Source organism: Pseudomonas sp. SAS7, assembly GCF_052112345.1.
GTDB lineage: Bacteria > Pseudomonadota > Gammaproteobacteria > Pseudomonadales > Pseudomonadaceae > Aquipseudomonas > Aquipseudomonas putida_Q.
Genome location: NZ_JBEGGO010000001.1, coordinates 284,282 through 301,521, shown reverse-complemented (window position 1 = coordinate 301,521; position 17,240 = coordinate 284,282). Strand labels below are relative to the sequence as shown.

The 17,240-nt window shown below is 59.5% G+C and carries 14 protein-coding genes; 3 read left to right on the top strand and 11 right to left on the bottom strand.

Annotation, left to right across the window (positions count from 1 at the left end; genetic code table 11):
- Nucleotides 1–39 precede the first annotated feature (39 nt).
- From ABI582_RS01430 to tssB, 10 genes are all read right to left on the bottom strand, one after another.
- Nucleotides 40–555, bottom strand: coding sequence for an Hcp family type VI secretion system effector (locus ABI582_RS01430; protein ID WP_442118170.1), 516 nt, complete (start codon nt 553–555; stop codon nt 40–42).
- A gap of 133 nt (nt 556–688) precedes the next feature.
- Nucleotides 689–1,558 (bottom strand): type IVB secretion system protein IcmH/DotU, encoded by an 870-nt coding sequence (gene icmH, locus ABI582_RS01425; RefSeq protein ID WP_442118169.1) that lies wholly within the window; start codon nt 1,556–1,558, stop codon nt 689–691.
- 1 nt (nt 1,559) lies between these two features.
- A complete protein-coding gene (gene tssK, locus ABI582_RS01420) occupies nt 1,560–2,897 on the bottom strand; it encodes a type VI secretion system baseplate subunit TssK (protein WP_442118168.1) in 1,338 nt (445 codons plus the stop codon).
- Between the two features lie 52 nt (nt 2,898–2,949).
- The gene (gene tssJ / locus ABI582_RS01415; RefSeq protein ID WP_442118167.1) at nt 2,950–3,744 is read right to left on the bottom strand and encodes a type VI secretion system lipoprotein TssJ; all 795 of its coding nucleotides are present in this window, start codon (nt 3,742–3,744) and stop codon (nt 2,950–2,952) included.
- On the bottom strand, nt 3,741–4,298 hold the full coding sequence (locus tag ABI582_RS01410) for an FHA domain-containing protein (RefSeq protein ID WP_442118166.1): 558 nt from the start codon (nt 4,296–4,298) through the stop codon (nt 3,741–3,743). The genes tssJ and ABI582_RS01410 overlap by 4 nt, the downstream gene beginning before the upstream one ends.
- On the bottom strand, nt 4,295–5,311 hold the full coding sequence (gene tssG, locus ABI582_RS01405) for a type VI secretion system baseplate subunit TssG (protein ID WP_368978242.1): 1,017 nt from the start codon (nt 5,309–5,311) through the stop codon (nt 4,295–4,297). The genes ABI582_RS01410 and tssG overlap by 4 nt, the downstream gene beginning before the upstream one ends.
- Nucleotides 5,275–7,041, bottom strand: a complete 1,767-nt coding sequence (gene tssF / locus ABI582_RS01400; protein WP_442118165.1) for a type VI secretion system baseplate subunit TssF — start codon at nt 7,039–7,041, stop codon at nt 5,275–5,277. The genes tssG and tssF overlap by 37 nt, the downstream gene beginning before the upstream one ends.
- Before the next feature lie 3 nt (nt 7,042–7,044).
- Complete coding sequence (gene tssE, locus ABI582_RS01395; RefSeq protein ID WP_442118164.1) at nt 7,045–7,455, bottom strand: type VI secretion system baseplate subunit TssE; 411 nt, start codon at nt 7,453–7,455, stop codon at nt 7,045–7,047.
- Entirely contained in the window at nt 7,452–8,942 is a 1,491-nt protein-coding gene (gene tssC, locus ABI582_RS01390) for a type VI secretion system contractile sheath large subunit (protein WP_442118163.1), read from the bottom strand. Before tssC ends, tssE begins: the two co-directional genes overlap by 4 nt.
- Nucleotides 8,943–8,958: 16 nt before the next feature.
- Nucleotides 8,959–9,462 (bottom strand): type VI secretion system contractile sheath small subunit, encoded by a 504-nt coding sequence (gene tssB, locus ABI582_RS01385; RefSeq protein ID WP_442118162.1) that lies wholly within the window; start codon nt 9,460–9,462, stop codon nt 8,959–8,961.
- 369 nt (nt 9,463–9,831) lie between these two features.
- On the opposite strand from tssB, the gene vasI reads away from it, so the two are divergent.
- The 3 genes from vasI to tssM are packed head-to-tail and all read left to right on the top strand — an operon-like array spanning nt 9,832 to nt 15,508.
- Nucleotides 9,832–10,431, top strand: coding sequence for a type VI secretion system-associated protein VasI (gene vasI / locus ABI582_RS01380; RefSeq protein ID WP_442118161.1), 600 nt, complete (start codon nt 9,832–9,834; stop codon nt 10,429–10,431).
- Complete coding sequence (gene tssA / locus ABI582_RS01375) at nt 10,419–11,894, top strand: type VI secretion system protein TssA (protein WP_442118160.1); 1,476 nt, start codon at nt 10,419–10,421, stop codon at nt 11,892–11,894. Before vasI ends, tssA begins: the two co-directional genes overlap by 13 nt.
- Entirely contained in the window at nt 11,891–15,508 is a 3,618-nt protein-coding gene (tssM, locus tag ABI582_RS01370) for a type VI secretion system membrane subunit TssM (RefSeq protein ID WP_442118159.1), read from the top strand. Before tssA ends, tssM begins: the two co-directional genes overlap by 4 nt.
- Nucleotides 15,509–15,527: 19 nt before the next feature.
- Here the strand turns inward: tssM and ABI582_RS01365 are convergent, their stop codons facing one another.
- Nucleotides 15,528–17,210 (bottom strand): FAD-dependent oxidoreductase, encoded by a 1,683-nt coding sequence (locus tag ABI582_RS01365; protein ID WP_442118158.1) that lies wholly within the window; start codon nt 17,208–17,210, stop codon nt 15,528–15,530.
- Nucleotides 17,211–17,240 lie beyond the last annotated feature (30 nt).

Genomic DNA, 17,240 nt, shown 5'->3' with positions numbered 1-17,240 from the left:
AGTCCGGGCAGGTAAACCCGCCCGGAGCATTCATGAATATCAGGCGACTGGTGCTCGCCAATCATCAGAGCCACCGGTACCCGCTACGGTGTGCTCCCAGACGATCTTTCGATAGGTCATCGCGACCTCGACCAGCTGCGTGTAGTTCTCGTTCACCTTGTCTTGAGCGTGAGGGAGGACAGTGTTGATGCTGACAATAGTTGCGTCTTCCAGCGTGGTTGAGAAGAAGTGCTCTTGTTTGCCTTCCGTCGAGGTGCGGTACCAATTGACTTCGACTATCGACAGCATTTCGCCGTCGACCAACGCTTGATACATCAGAGGCGTCGCCTTGTTGAGTGAACTGGTGAACTTGAACGGCTTGTGTACGCGCTGGCCGCTCGGCTGACCATTCTGTGGATCAGTGGGTGTGGTCACTTCATGCTTGATTTCCTGAACCAGGATTTGATCTTCATGACCTTGCTGGTAAACGTTACCGACCGAGTCGGCAGTGAATGCACCAGCAGTGATCAGGCCTTGTTTCTCTCCAGTGATCGTGATGTAAGCGGGTGTTGGCATGGCAGTTTCTCCTGCGTCCATGTGGATTAAACACGCGCACTCAGGGTGGCGTGGCCATCGAGAACGATGGGCTTGTCAACGAAGCAATTGCCTCGTCAATTCGTTGAATTCGGTTGCTCCGGCTTGTGCCTTTCTACTGCTGCAAAATGCCGTTGAGCGACTCCAGCACTTCGGTGGTTATCAGGTGCAGCCGGTAGCTGTAGATGCCGTAGGCCACCGCCATAACCAGTGCGGAGATAGCCAGCGGGCTCCACCACGGCCATTGCCGGTTCATGCGGAAATTGCGCGGGGCTACGTTGGTGTAGGGATCGCCGACCGACTCCGGCACGGGTCCGCGCAGTTCGCGGATGATCCCGTGAAGCTGGTGAATAAGCGCGTTCAGTGACTCTTCGCCTTTCGGCGCGATGGCGTACTTGCCCTTCAGGCCCAGGCACAGGGCTAAGTACATGAACTCAAGCACGTCCTGATAGCGCTCGGGCTCCTGCATCAGGCGCGAGAGCACAGTGAAGATTTTCTCCCCACCCCAGGTTTCGTCGTGGAAGATGCTGAGCAGGGGTTCCTGACTCCAGCAGCTGGCCTTGCCCCAGGGCCTTTCCATGACTGCTTCATCGATGAAGAGGCACAAGCCGTAGGAGTACGCCAGCAACTGAGTGGGTTCGTAGCCGTGCTGGCGTATCTCCTCGCGAATGTTGTCGATCTGGTTGCGTACTTGCTGGTGCACGTCCTTGATATTGGGCAACGCGTCCAGGGTGCGCAGACGTATCACCAGGCCGAACAGAGGGGCAGCGGCATCCAGCATCAGGTTTTCGTAACCGCCGCGCAGTTGGAAGTCCGGGTCAGGTGCGTAGCCTGCATAAACAGGCTCTGACTTGGTTTTCTGATCGGAATCTCCAGCTTCTGCGGGTGCGGCTGAGTCGCCGGACAAGGACTCCTCAATCATCGTCTGCAGTTTTTTGCTTTCAATCTGTGCAGCATCAGTGGGGACGGTTTTGTTATCTACCATGTCATTCACTCCTGATCGCCCAGAACTGCAGTTCAAGTCCAGGGAACTCGCCTGCGACATGAATACCGAAGCCATTGGAGGTCTTCATGGCCGCCCAGGTCGGGTCGCGGCGGTCCAGTTCGAAGTAGGTGAAGCCTGCATGGAAAGGCAGATCCCGCGGGGCCACGGGCAGCGGCACCAGTGGAATACCGGGCAGTTGCAGCGGCACGACCTCGTTCAACGATTCCAGCGAAACGACTTTGGCCTTTTGCACAAACATCTGGCGCAACGTTTGCGGTGGCAAATTGGCGCGCACGGCCAGGATGAAATCGGCTTGGTCGATCAGGCGACGGTCTTCCAGTGTGGTGGTCATCACCCCAAACTCCAGCGTCTCCAGTGGCAGCGAAACCGCCCGAGGTTGCAGTACCGTGCTCAATGCCCGGCGAAGGGTGTCTTCCAAGGGCTTGAACGACGTGCGCAGCGCGGTGTGGTGATAGGCGGGATATTCCTGCGGCAGGCGGGTCTCGTCGGTGAAGGTGACGAACTCGCCACAGGCCTGGCTCATGCACAGGTACAGTTGCTCAGGGTGTGTCTGGCCTTGCCTGGCCAGATGCTGGAAGCATGGCCACCAGCGGTTCATAGCCTGCAGCAGGTTGAAGTCGCGGATGTCCGCGATGCCGGATTGCCCTGAGGCACCAATACGGGCGGCGAGGTTGCGCGCCCGCTCGCGCAGGGAGTGGGTGATTTCCTCCAGGAAGCGTTGCAGTGCGGGTACGGCACGCACTGAAACGCTGGTGGGATAGAAGCCTTCGTCCAGTTGCAGACTCCCATCCGGGCGGCGTTCCAATATGCGTGCCAGGGCCAGTCGTGTGTAAGCGCTGCTGTCGTCGGCCTTGCGTTTGAGCTGCAGGTTTGGCACTGCCAGGTCAACCTGCACCAGGTCGCCGTCGGCGCTGTGCGTGTCCTTGATTTCCTCTGCCTGAGCGCGGTAGCGGAAGTTGGCGGCATCGTCGGGCCAGCTCACCTCGCGGCCACCTTCGGTACGCAGTGGCAGGCACAGGAAGATCTCGCTGTCTTTGCCGCCGTCGTCCTCGATTTCCAACGGTGGAGGTGGCGGCAGGTCAGCAGGGATATCGAACACGGTGCCGTCCGGCATGATGCCGCGCGCGCGGGTGATGGCGATCTTGCCCAGGCTTAGGTACTCGTCATTCAACTGCAGTTCGCTGAAGCCATAGAAGGCTGCGTTCAGGATGCCAAGGCGCTGATGCAACGCTGCTTCGGCGGCACGGGCAGCCTGCTGAAAATGTTGCGGTTTGACGAATAGGCCTTCAGGCCACAAGACGGGATTACGTGAACTCATGAGCGCTCCATGTCAGCGTGAGTAAGCGAGAAGGGCAGGGGTAAAGGCGCCATCAGTCCTCCCCCTTGAGCAAAACCTGCATGTCGTTGAGCAACACCGATAGAATGATCTGGTGGCCGCGGGGCGGAATGCGCAGCACCTGGCTCCAGGTGGCGTCCTCCTGGTTGCGGTAGTCGGCGATCACCGCGACGAAGCGCGTTTCGGGTTCGATGGGCGCAAAAGGGATGAACTTGAACTGGCCGGGGCGCACCAAGTAGTCGTCATCGCGGATGTAAGTGCTTCGCAGCGCCTCGGCAGGGTCCTTGTCCAGCAGCTCATAAACACTGTTGCGCAGCAGTGAATCGTCGCGCAGTTGCAGAATCTTGATGGCCATAGGCGTGGCGACGGGCTCGGCAGCCAGGGTGGTGGTGCGCGGCAAGGTCAGGGCAACGGTCGGATCGTCGTAGTTGCCGGGGGCATTTTCCTCCAGGGGGGAGCGCGCAGGCTCCTCGCCGTCGTCCACTGGTATATCGACGGGCGACATCGCGGGGAAGTGTTCCTGAAGGTATTCGAACAAAGCCCCGACTTTTTCAGTCAGCACGTAGGGATCACCTGCGCTCAGGCTAACGGCATAGGGGTTGGGCTCGATGACGGGCTCCAGCTCGGGCGCCATCACAACGCTGTTTGGATTGCCATTGAGTGTTGGGCTGGCATTGATGCTGAACGCCACCTGGGTAGGGTGATCCTTGGGCGCTCCGACGGGTATCGAGGGGTCCATGACCACCTGGCCGATTTTGTTCAGGGAGTTGCAACCCGAAATCCCGAGCAGCGCAATCAGCAGACCGGCCACTAATGAATGTCGCGTCATGGACGTTCTCCTGCAATCAGGTGTTCCAGCGGGCTCTCTTGGGCTGCCCCTGTCACTGTGTCCAGTGCCGCCAAGGGATCGTTGCCGATACCTGGCGCGAAGACCGAGCAGATGTCTGCGACGACGTGCTTGGGGGCTGAAATGGGGCGCCAAGCATTGGCTGGCGCTTCCAGTAGCCAGTGATCAAGGGTTCGCTGTTCCGGACTGAACAAGTCCTCCAGAGAACGTGCATCGGCCTGCGAAAGTTGAACCTGCAGTCGATAGGCGCCAATGCGCAGTTGGTCGCCGTCCAGCAGTCGCCTGGGGGCGAGCGATCCCACGCTGTCGTGGCTGTCGTTCAGGTAGGTACCCTGGCAACGGTCAATGACGCAGAAGCTGCCCTCCATCCAGCGAATCTCGCAGTGAATCGGCGCAACGGTCTGCTCACGATCGTTGATCCGCCAGGTGGCCCCGGCGCTGCCCAGGGTGCCGCCTGTGCAATCGAATCGATGTCGGGCAGTGACGTTGTGTTGCAACTGATCAAGGTTGGTGATGCTCAAGATCAATGTGCTCATGAGCGCCCCCGGAACCGCACGACGGGGCTGATCTGTCCGTGGCGGTCATCGATAAAGCTGGTCCAGCCCAGGTAGGCGCCCTGGCTACGGTGCAGGCAGAAGGGCGATAGCGCGTTCTGCTTCAGACGCAGCTCCAGGTCATAGGCCAGTCCGTCTCGCAACAGGAAGTCGATCAGTGCACGCAAGCGATTGAAATTGAGGCCGCTGGGCAACAAGTCACGCAACTGTTCCTGATCGAGCTCGCTGATCACGATGGTGAACTTGCTGCTGCGGGTTCGCGTACGGCTGCCGACCATGAACGAGCTGCCAAGCTCGCCGTTGCTGCGGCCAAGGCTTACCAGCTGTTTGGCCGTGGTGGGAACCGAGCGGGTTTCGAACTCGCGGATGTGCACCTGCTTCAAGTCGAAACAGTGGGCGATGATGCCGGCGACAGTGCCCGGCGCGCGGCTGCGGCTGGCGATGACCCCGGCGAAACTGAGCAACCGGCTCCAAGGCAGCGGCGTGTCGCCGCGCAGTTGTTTGTCATTCAATCCGAGCAGGGCGAAAATGTACTGCGAGAAGCCATCGGTCGCGCCCGGCTGGAAGCGGATGTAATAGCGGTACTTGCGCCAGATGCGGTGCAACAGGCTGAGCAAGTAGTGATTGAAGAAGTCGAAGAACGCCGGTCGTATACCAATGCCGTGAGCATGCTCGTACGACACTTCTTCCAGGTAATAGGTTGGCAAAGGCGAGTCAGTGCCGTGCAGGCCCATGAAGGTGGTGCACACGCGATAGCGGTCGTCCGCTTCACGCATGCGTTCGGCCTTGTGCACGTCGGACACAGGAAAGGTCAGCCGCGGGTCGCTGGCAAGCCGCACGCGCCGTCGGATGGCGGGATCGGGCCAACGCGGTTCCAGGTCATCCCCGTGCAAGCCGTGCAGGCGCTCCAGCAATTGATAGAAGTTGTACTGGTGCGCCTCGGCGAGCAGCTTGTCGGCTAGATCAGCGGTTGTTTGCCGGTCTGGATTGGCCATGTGTAGTGCTCGTTGTTGGTGGTGTTGATCACTTCCAGTTGATGGAAGGAATTGATGCTGGCGTACAGGGCGAAGAAGTGGGCGAGCACGCAACCGAACAGATACAGGTCGCCTTCGCAGAGGAATGCGCTTTGGGCCAGCTTCAGCCGCGTGCGCAGACCGCGAATGGGCTGCCCCTTGATCAGCCAATCGAGGGGTTCTGTTTGAACATCCCGGATGCCGTCGAGGCGCTTGCGGGTGATACGGGTTTGCTGGATGTCATGCAGGGCGGCGAAGTCATAGGCATTGATGACCGCTTTAAGCGGCTCGGCAGAGAGCAGCGACAGGTAGTTCAGCGACATGTTGGAGATCAGGGCCCACTGCAACTGGCCGTCCAGTACCGGCCGATAGGGGCGGGTTGGAGCACAGATGTTGGTGTAGGTAGCCAGGGGCGGCGTGACCTCGGAAATCACATTGATGTCATCGATAGCCAACGCCCGTGGCAGGTCGCGGTTGGTGCAGGTCAGGTCGATGGAGGCAGTTTCCAGCTCGCCGATGTAGGCGTTGGCGTCTGCGCGGACAAATGCGATGCGGTGAGTGACGCTATCCTCGCGCAGGGATTCTTCAAGCGTGTAGCGGTAGTACAGCGCTGTGCGCCCCTGCACATGCTCGATCTCATGGGCGAACGACTCGAAGGGCCGGAAGGTTCGCAGGTGTTCACCGGTACTGCCGTCTGTTGTCGTGCGGGTGCTGATGACCTGATCGACACTGAAGATTTCATAGGCGTGTCGCGCCTCACCTCTGGGCGTGAGCTCAGCCTGGGCGGACTGGCTGGACAGGTCGATAGGCTCGGCGCTGTGACTGAACAGGTTTACCGCAGGGGTGCAGAACAGGCTGAAGTCTGCTCTGCCGACACGCAGCGAATCAGGTAACTGTCGGGTGAAGTGAAATTCGAGGCTGACCTGCTGGGTCGTCTGATCGGGCCATACTTTGTTCAGTCCGGCCACGCTGAAGAAGTGGAAACGCTCGGGAAATATGAAGTATTCCTGCAGAATCCGGTAGCCGTCGAAGACATTCTGTGGGTAAGGCAGCAAGGCTTCAACCGGGCTGAAGCCTGGGAGGATGATGCTGCTGGCCGTCAGCCGGCGGCCCTCGCCATTGACCGTCACTTCGACATGTTTGAGGTATTGCGCAATCCACAGATACAGGGTGCGGGCAGTTTGAGTATCACCGCTCAAGTGAAAATCGAGACTGGCGCAGCCCAAGGTGTTCAATGGCCGCTCGACCAAGGTTCTCAAGTTGAGCCGAACCACCGAACTGTCCAGTGTCTGGCTAGCACTCACTGCGTCGATCTCGAACGGATGGATGTCCACCGCCGTGCAGGTCCGAAATTCGCAGGGCACACCATCCACAGGTTTGGAGAACAACCGCGAGCCCTTGGGAATACGCTGCGACTGGCTGAGCGCTTGCTTGCGCGGGGTGAACTGGATGATCGTGGCGCTCGGCAGAGGCCGCAGGTAATTGGGCCACAGCAGCTGCAGCATCGGGTGCGTCAGCTCGGGCAGGTCGTCCTCCAGTTTCAACCGCAGCTTGGCCGTCAGGAAGGCAAAGGCTTCCATCAGGCGTTGGACATCCGGGTCGCTACCACCCTTGCCGAGCAGACGGGCAAGTTGTGGGTTGTCCTGAGCGAAGTCGTTCCCCAGTTCATGGAGATAACGCAACTCTTCGCTGAATCGATCCTTTAGTGACATGGGTCACCTCACGCGGGTGTGGCGGTTATGGCCGTTGACCAGCAGCTCCAGTTGCAGCTGCTCCGTGTGGTTGTTGACCTGCACGTGGCAGTCCAGCCTGAAATGGAGCTCCAACGGGGCATTACAATCGGGCACTGCCTTGAGCGTTCGCACGTGCACACGTGGCTCAAAGCGCTGAATGGTGCGGCGGATGTCTGCGCTCACTTGCTTCAGGAGGTCGCCACTGCTTACGTCGTGCCCGTTGAAGTCGCGCAGGCCCAGCTCAGGGCTGCTCTGTGAGCAACCCTGGCGAGCGTTGAGCAGCGTTTCGAGGTGGCGCTTGATGGCGGCGAACTTCTGGGTAGCGTTCTCTTGCCTGGACGGCACCCGGCTTGCGAACTGGTTGGTCACCAAACCATCGAAAAAGCCACTCATTGGGTATCAAGCCGACCAACCAGGGAGATTTCGAAGTTCGCTCCCATGTACTTGAAGTGCGGGCGCACGGCGAGGGACACCTGGTACCAGCCCGGATCACCGGCGACATCCGAAACCTCGACCTTTGCAGCACGCAACGGGCGACGGCTGCGCACATCGGCAGAGGGGTTCTCCTGGTCGGCGACGTATTGCTTGATCCATTTGTTGAGTTCGGATTCAAGGTCTCGTCGCTCCTTCCAGCTCCCGATCTGCTCGCGCTGCAACACCTTGATGTAGTGGGCCAGGCGATTGACAATGAACAGGTAGGGCAGTTGGGTGCCGAGCTTGTAGTTGGTCTGTGCTTGCAGGCCTTCGGGTGTCTTGGGGAAATTTTTAGGCTTCTGCACCGAGTTGGCTGAGAAGAACGCGGCGTTGTCGCTGTCCTTGCGCATGGTCAGGGCGATAAAGCCCTCTTCAGCCAGCTCGAATTCCTTGCGGTCGGAAATCAGTACTTCGGTAGGAATCTTGGCCTGCAGCTGACCCAATGATTCGTACAGATGCACCGGCAGGCCTTCGACGGCACCACCCGATTGTGGGCCGATGATGTTGGGGCACCAGCGGTAGCGGGCAAAGCTGTCGTTGATGCAGCTGGCCAGCAGGAAGGCTGAGCTGCCCCACAGGTAATTATCGTGCCGCCCGTCGATGTCTTCGCGGTAGTGATAGCTCTTGGCCGGATTGTCTTGCGGATGATAGGCAGAGCGGAGCATGAAGCGCGGTCCTGTCAGCCCAACATGGCGGGCATCCTCACTTTCACGAAACGCACGCCACTTGGCATGCCGTGGGCCGGCGAAAATGTCCTTGATCTCCTTCAGGTTGGGCAGCTCTTCAAAGCTGCTGAGGTTGAAGAATTCAGGGGAGGGTGCGGCGAGGAATGGGGCATGCGACATCGCACCGACGGAGGCCATGTAGCTCAATAGTTTGATATCGGGGGAAGAGGGGCCGAAGCTGTAATTGCCGACCATGGCCGCAACTGGCTCGCCACCAAACTGGCCGTAACCTGCGGTGTAAACGTGTTTATACATTCCGCTGCACGTGATATCGGCCGCGTTCTCGAAGTCATCAAGCAAGTCTTCTTTGCTGACATGCAGCACTTCAAGCTTGATGTTCTCGCGAAAGTCCGTACGGTCGACCAGAAGTTTGAGGCTGCGCCAGGCTGACTCAAGTTGCTGGAACTCAGGCTGATGCAGAATGGCATCCATCTGTCTGCTGAGGACTCGATCCAGTTCAGCAATCATCTGATCGACGCGATGTTTGTTGATCAGTTGATCTGGATCAGGGCTTTTAATGATTTCGGCAATAAAGGCAGATACACCTTGGCGAGCGACTTGATAGCCCTCTTGAGTGGGCACCAACCTGGTTTCTGCCATGATCTGGTCGAGCAGGGTGGCGTTGCTCAGTATCTCCGTTGTCGATTCAACCGTGACGGTCGTGTTGTTTTGCTTTGGCATGGGACGCTCCGTTGTCTCAGTCTTCTTTCGGCGCTTCGAGCACCAGGTTCAGTTCTTGGGCCAGTTGTTTGCGCGCTTGCTCGTCATTCAACAGATGCTGCAGTTGCTTGCGGAACGTGGGCACGTTGCCCAAGGGGCCTTTAAGGGCGACCAATGCTTCGCGAAGCTCCAGCAGCGTGTTCAGCTCCGGTACTTGGCGGGCGATGCTGTCTGGCCCGAAATCGTTGATGGCCTTGAACTGCAGGTTGACCGCCAGCTCCGCATCCGGGGCTGTGTTGAGCGCAGAGGGTACGGACATGGCCAGGCTGACACCGGCATCGTTCAACACATTGTTGAAGGTGTGTTTATCGATGCGCATGACCGAACGGTCTTCCAAGGCACGGGTGTCTTCCAGCCCGAAATCACCAAGCACCAGCATCTTATGTGGCAGCTCTACTTCGGCCTGTTCATCGCCCGTGGCGGGTACGTACTTGATGTTGATACGTTCTTTAGGTGCAACCGATCCCATGGCTTTTGACATCGCAGAAACTCTCCTTGGTATGTAGGAATTTTCCGTGGAAGTTCTCTAAGTATGTCTTGAGTGACTTGTAGGAAATTTCGCTGATATTGACGTATCGTTTAAACAGGTCTGACTGGTTTTTATAAACAAAGTTGGTCGGACTAGATGGGTCCTTTAAAAACCATGCGCTCGGTGGTGGCGCTTGGTCGAGCACGAAAATGTTAAAAAATATTTGTTTGTATCACCTGTTTTTTATGGGCTAGGCTCTTGTCAGTTTTGGGCGCTCAAAGTAATCGGGGTTCTTGCGCTCGTCGGCTAAATGGGGCGTGTGTGTTATTGAGAGAGAATATTCTTGCGATGACTGGTAAAAAATCTTATGGAATAAGTCTTGTGCTGGTATTGAACTTTCTATCGATGCCCGCGTATTCCTATCAGGATTGTCGGCACATCGTTTCTAATCTGGAGCGTTTGGCCTGTTTCGATAGATCAGCCGGAACTCCTGCTCATCTTGTGCCTGTGCAATGGTCCGCACCGGAGCAGGACTCGACCACGTTGCGTCGTGTCTTGACCAATGAGGTGGGGCGGTCGCCAGAGGACCTGATGTTTCGCCTCAGGGCTGAAGATGATGGGCTGATGATATCGGCGCCTGCGATTGCTTCGGCCGCACAGCATTCCTATCTGGTGATCAGCTGTCTGCAAAACATTTCCAGGTTGCAATTGGTCGCCGCACAACCCATCGATACCGGTCGCGTGATCGTGCAATTGAAGGGGGATCGTGGCTCAACTGCTCCTACCCCTTGGCAGGTGATGGAGAACGGTCAGGTGCTTGATGCCGGCAGGGGCTTGCCGGGCATCGAGCAGATCAAAAAACTGATAAAGGCCCATCGTATTCACGTCGAGAGTGACAACCCGGCCGTTGACGGCCTGGTCTTTGACGCTCAGGGGCTGGACCCACTCATCGATGAGGCGCGTAAAGCATGTCGCTGGTAGCAGAGGTCAACCCGCAGGAAATTGCCCGGTTGCTTGCTCCCATCGACGCTCAGAGTCCTGCCGGGTTGTTCGATGTAGAGGACGAAACCTACCAGGCCATAGACCAGGAAATGGTCAAGCTGGGCGGGCTGCAGGAGGCCTCAATTGACTGGGCCTACATCGAGGAAGCGTCCCGGCAGTATCTGGGCCAGCAGTGCAAGCATTTGCGCATCGCCGCGCATCTGAGTGCCGCCTGGCTGCGCAGCGGATGCTGGGAGCGTTGGGTTTTTACCTTGGCGATGCTCGCTGGCCTAATCGAACAGTATTGGGAAAGCTCGTATCCGAAGCCTGGCCCTAAAGGCTTCCTTGGTAAACGCAAGTTGGTTGCGCTGATACTCAATCGTTTGACCGAAGCGCTGCCACGGCTGGACCGATTCACGTACACCCCCGCTCATGCGGTGTCGGCACAGGATGCCTTGCAACGGATGCAACGGCAGCAAGCTGCAGCGCAATTGGATGAAGCGTTTTTGGGTGAACTTGAGCGCCAGCTTGCTAAGCACACAGGGCTGGCCAACGGTGTGGGCGAGCCGACTACAACCTCATCCTTAGCCACGGCCTCTTCGGCGAGCAAGCCTGCGCCGCTGGCTGAGGTCATTGCTACACCAATGCCCCGCGTATCGCTGGGCAACGAGCGTGAATCACGCCGGGCCGTGCTGACCATGGCCGAACTGATCAATCAGCAGGACCCTTACGACCCGACGGGCTACCAGCTACGTCGATTCGGCTTGTGGGCCCATATGCAGGCAGCACCTCAAACCAAGCAAGGCAACCGTACAGAGCTGATGGCCGTGCCACAGGATATCGCCGGGGATTATGAAGAGGCCATTGCAGGCACCGGGATTGACGCGGCATTGCTCCTGCGTATCGAAAAAAGTGTGACCGCTTGCCCCTACTGGATACGCGGCAGCTTCCTGGCGGCAACCGCTGCCAGCCGGCTGGCAATGGGCGAAGTGGCAGAGGCCATTCGCGCCGCGACCGCGCGGTTCGTGCAACGCATGCCGGCATTGCAGCAACTGTGCTTCAGCGACGGCAAGGTGTTTGTCGATGATCAATGCCTGGCATGGCTCAAGGGGGCACATGGCGCATCCGGCCAACAAGCGGCCGCCTATGAGTTTGCCAACCTGCGTGAAGAATTGGTAAGCCAGCTGGAAGCAGGTGGCGTGGAACCCGTCTTGCTCAGGCTACAGGGGATGCAGGCGGATCTCCACGCGCCCCGTGAGCGTTGCCATACCACTGTCATTGCCGCAGACCTGTTGGCCGCCCGGGGCGTGTCCTGGCTGGCGCGGGACTTGTGCGCAGGTGTAGCTAGAACGATGCAGGAAACCACCGCCAGTGCCTGGGAACCAGAGGTTTTTCAACGTCTTCAGCAGTATGCGGTACCTCAGATAGAGGCTGATCGGAACAAGGAGCGGGAGTCACGATGAATCAACTATGGAAGCACCTCAAACGTTGGGGCTTGCCCCTGGTGACTCGTATTGGTCTGGCCATGCCGCTGCTGCTCGGGCTGGGTGCTGCATTGATACTGGTGGCCATCTGGTGGCTCGGCCCGCAATGGACGTGGCGTGAACAGCAGCCGTTGGCCAGCATGGCCCATCGAGGGCTGGCCAGTCTGGTACTCGTGCTGGTGTCGCTACTGTGTTGGCTCGTTGTGTTGCGCAAGCGCAATCGCCGTCTGCAAGCAGAGCGCAATCAGGCCGCAGCCGTCGAGCTGGATCGGGTATTGCCGTACGTTCAAGCGCAAGAGCAGGCGTTGGACCAAGGGCTTTCGCGGTTTTTGCATAACGCTGGCGGCCGACGCGCCTTGTACCGATTGCCCTGGTATCTGGTGGTGGGTGATCAGCGTGCTGGCAAGACGAGCTTCATTGACCGTACCGAACAAGATTTCTCGCTGACTCGCATCGACAAGACACAGAAGCGCGGCCGACAGGCGCAAGCGCTGGCATACCCGATTGGTTGGTGGGTCAGCAACGACGCGGTGGTCATCGATCCGCCCGGCGCCTTCATCCGCCAATATTCGCCCTCAATTTCACCAGCCGGGGAAGCAGACGCACCGGAGGTACCACCCGCTACACCGGCCAGGTTGTGGCAGCACTTACTGGGTTGGCTGGTGCGCAACCGCAGTCGGCGCGCCCTTAACGGCTTGGTATTGGTGATCGACTTGCCTGCGTTATTGCACGGCACGTCCGAACAACGCGTTGCATTGGCGCATGTGTTGCGCACGCGGCTGTACGAGGTGAGCAGTCAGTTGGGTTCGCGATTGCCGCTGTATGTGGTTCTGAGCAAGTTCGATCTGCTGGATGGTTTTGACCAGCTTTTCGCCGGCCTTCCCGCCGCTTCGCGGGAAAAGATGCTGGGCTTCACGTTCAAACTGGATGCGATCGGTACGTTCGACGCTTGGCTAGAAGAATATGGCGAACAGTACGGTCGGATGATCAGCGAGTTGTTCGAACAGATGGTAGAACGCCTGGATGCACTGGACGGTGCGCTGCTGCGAGCCCGCGTGTTCTCATTGCATGCCCAGTTGATCGGTTTGCGCCCAATACTATTGGGCTTTCTCAAAGAAACACTTGCCAGCGACCGCTATACAACGCCTGCTTTGGTGCGTGGCGTGTATTGGTCTTCGGTGATGCAGCAGGGCGACATGCTCAACGCCTTTGTTCGGGAGGCGGCACAGCCCTACAAGACCAAGCTTCCACTGTTTGAAGGCAAGGCGCAGGGCAAGGCTCTGGCCTATTTCATCCAGCACGCGTTCAGGCGCGTCATCAATCCGGAATCTGGGCTCGCTGGGGACAACATCAAAGTGGCGCGCAACAAGCGCCAGCTGCTCTGGGTAGGCTCTGGTGTAGGCGTCCTGGCTTTGTGGGTTGGCATCGCCAGTTGGCAACGCTACTTCGATATCAATGGCGCCAAGGCCGCCAATGTGCTCGCCAAGAGCAGGGAGTATAGTCATCACGAAATCGACCAGCGACTGGACCCGACCGGGCGCAACCTGTTGGAGCCACTGGACCAGATCCGCGACGCGGTGGCTGTGTTTGGCGACTATCGTGCAGCGTGGCCGGGTGTAGCTGATTTAGGTCTGTATCAAGGACGGGCCATAGGTCCACGCGTGGATGAGGCTTACCTTAGCTTGCTCTCCAAGCGTTTCCTGCCAGCCTTGGCCAGTGGGGTAATCGATGCCATGGCCGCGGCACAGCCTGGCAGTGAGCAACAAATGGCTACCCTCAGGGTTTACCGGATGCTGGAGGACCGTCAGAACCGACGGCCCGACTGGGTCGAGGACTGGATGGCTCGCCAGTGGCAGCAAAAATTCCCAGGCCAAGGGCAATTGCAACGCGACCTGATGCGGCACTTGAAGTATGCGCTGGCCTATGCCGACGCCGATCTGCCCCAGTATCGTCAGCGCATCGCCGAGGTGCAGCAGAGTTTGCGCAGGGTCCCGCTTGCCGAGCGGGTCTATGCGAGCCTCAAACAGCAGGCTGAGGAGCAGTTGCACATCGGCCTGGACCTGCGTAATCAGGTGGGGCCGGCCTTTGATGTGGTGTATCAGTCAGCTGGCAGTTCCAGGAAAGGCGATGATGTCGTGCTGGCACCGATGCTCACCGCTAAAGGTTTCAAGGAGTACTTCGAACCGCGCAGCCAGCGGTTTGCTGACATGGCGATGATCGACCAGTGGGCGCTGGGTGAGCGCGGCCAGCTCGATTACTCTGACGCTGATCGTGCGGCGCTGAGCGAGCGGCTGCGCAATTTGTACAGCGCGGATTTCATCGACAGTTGGCGGCGCGCCTTGAACGCAATTTCGGTGACTGACTTCCGCGATCTGGACCATGGGGTGGCAGTTCTGCAGCAGTTCACCGGCCCAGCGGCACCACTCCATCGATTGTTGGACACTGTCAAGGACAACACTTCGCTGTCACCAGCCATGGGCGTTGAGACACCTGAAGATGCTGAAGCGCTAGCACCGCCAGCCAGCAAGCCCGAGCAACAACAGGCCTGGGCCATCCAGCGCGCATTTGTCGGGCTGAGCGCCATGCTGCGAGGAACCGGTGAGAAGCCCAGCTACTACGATGAAACCCTTGGCGCCATTACCGCCGTTCATGATTACGCCAAGGCGGTGCAGGACAGCCCCGACAGAGGCAAAGCTGCACTCCAGGCTGTGCATCAACGCTTCTCGATGACGGGTCAGGATCCTATTGGTACCTTGCAGCGAGTCTCTACCGGGTTGCCAGAGCCGATCAACCACCAGGTCAGGAAATTGGCCGATCAAACGGCACAAGTGCTCAACGTCGAAGCCCTGCGCGAGCTGGAGCGGCGTTGGGATGCCGAGGTGTACAGCTTCTTTCAGCAGCGCCTGGCAGGGCGCTATCCCTTCGTAGTGAGAGCACCTGACGCCTCCCTGGACGACTTTGAGGCGTTCTTCGGGCCCAAGGGGCGGCTGCAGCAGTTCAACGATCAGTACCTGAAGGTCTTCCTGAAGGACAACCTTGAAGCCCTGCAGGCCGGCCAGCAAGGGCGCTCGTTGATTCGCGCCGACGTGATCGAGCAACTCGAGCTGGCAGATCGCATCCGCGAAACCTTCTTCGATCAGCGCGGCAACCTGAGTGTGCAGTTCAGCATCGAGCCGTTGGGCCTCAGCGCTAACCAGCGTACCAGTCTGCTGGACCTCGATGGTCAGCTGATTTCCTACACCCATGGGCCGAGCCAGATCACCGGGATCGTCTGGCCCAATACTTTGGGGCAGCAGGTGCGCAGCAACCTTACCTTGCTGAGGCAGAACGGTAACAGCAGCAGCCTGGAGTACCGCGGGCCATGGTCGATGTTCCGCTTGCTCAGCCGCGGCTCACTCAATGGGCGGACGCCAACCAGCGTAGACCTGAGCTTCCGGACCGGCGATGGCGTGATGCGCTATCGACTGAATGCTGAAAAAGCCTTCAATCCCATTACCCAGCAACCGTTCAAAAGCTTCCGATTGCCGCGAGGGTTGTTGCAACAGTCGCCCAAGGTGGCTCAGGTAGAGCAGGCGCATGGGCAGCCTTTATGAAAATCGGCCCTTGCGGTGTTCACTTTGAACGCAGGCCACTTAATGCTCTACCGGCCAGATACCCAAAGGTCATCCCTGGCCCAAGGGTAATACCCCCACTCGGGTAGTACCCACCCATCACGCTGTGCATGTCGTTACCCACCGCAAACAGCCCGGGTATCGGCTGCCCCGCGTGGTCCAGCACCCGGGCCGAGGCGTCGGTGCCCAGGCCAGCGAAAGTGCCAAGGCTGCCTGGCAGCAGTTTCACCGCGTAAAACGGCCCCTTCAACAACGGCCGAAGCGACGGGTTGGGTGCCTGTTGCGGATCGCCCTGGGCCCGGTTGTAGGCGGACGCGCCGCGCTGGAAGGTCGGGTCTTCACCCTGTGCCGCACAGTAGTTGAAACCGTCCACCGTGCGCTGCAACTGCGCGGCATCGATCCCGCAGCGCTGCGCCAACTGTGCCAGCGTAGCGCCGCTGTGCAGGTAGCCGCAGCGTTGGTAAAAGCGGGTGGGGAAGGGAAACGGCTTGGCCCAGCCGATGCCGTAACGGCGTTGCGCGGCGTGGTCGCAGATCAGCCAGGCTTCAGGTGGCTCGCCTTGCGGCGTGGCAGCGAACAGTGCGTTCATGAAGTCATGGTAGCAATCGGCTTCGTTGACAAAGCGTCGGCCATCGCGGCGCACGGCGATGAAGCCGGGTTTGGCGCGGTCGATCAGGTGTGGGAAATGGCCGAAGGTACCATTACTGCGGGGTACCCGCGAAACCGGTGCCCAGGCCCCGGATTGCGCCAGCTTGGTACTTACCAGACCACCGGCCTGTTCACCCAGGCGCAGGCCGTCGCCGCTGTTTTCTTTGGGCGCTGCAGAGTAATGCCGGGTGCCATCTGGCGCGTGCGCTATCAATTGAGCGATGCGCTCGCGGTCGTGGGGGAAGCCGCCGCAGGCCAGCACCACCCCCCGGCGTGCGTGGATCGCCTGGCCATCGGCAAACAGCGCGCCGCTGACCCGGCCTTCCCCCAACAGGCGGCTGGCCGGCTTGTCGGTCAGCAGCGTCACACCCAGGTCCAGCGCGCTGCGCAGCAGGCGTGCCACCAGTGCGTTGCCATTGACCAGTTGCTGGCCGCGTCGGTGCAGCAGCAGGTCGCGCCCGTGACGCAGCAGGCGCTTGCCCACATGCAGCGCTGCCTTGGGCGAGCGTGTGGCATTGAAAAAGGCGGCCATGTCGGCGCCGCCGGCAATGCCCATGCCGGCCAGGCTGACGATGTCTAGCGGCGGGCGGAGCTTGTGCAGCCAAGGGCCGAGCAGGCGGCCGTCGTAGGGCAGTGCGCACAGCGAACGGCCGCCGTTTGCGCTGCCGTCACCTTCGCGCATGTCGGGCATGCGGCTACCGGATTGAAACTGTACGGCGGTGTGCTGTTGGAAAAACGCCACCATTTCCGGGCCGTGGCGCAGGAATGCACGCTGGCGTGGGTCCAGCTCGTGCGTATGGGTTTGCGCACGCAGGTAGCGTTCTGGGGCATCGTCGTTTTCGACGATGTCTTCGGCAACGGCCAGCGGGTTGCGCGGTACCCACAGCCAGCCCCCCGACCAGGCGCTGGTGCCGCCCAGCTGGCTGGATTTTTCCGCAACGATCACGTGCAGGCCGTGATGCGCGGCGGTAACGGCGGCCGCCAGGCCAGAGGCACCGGAACCGATGACGAGTACGTCGCATTCGAGGGGTTGCATGCAAGGGTTCCGCTCAGGCGTTGGTAGGAG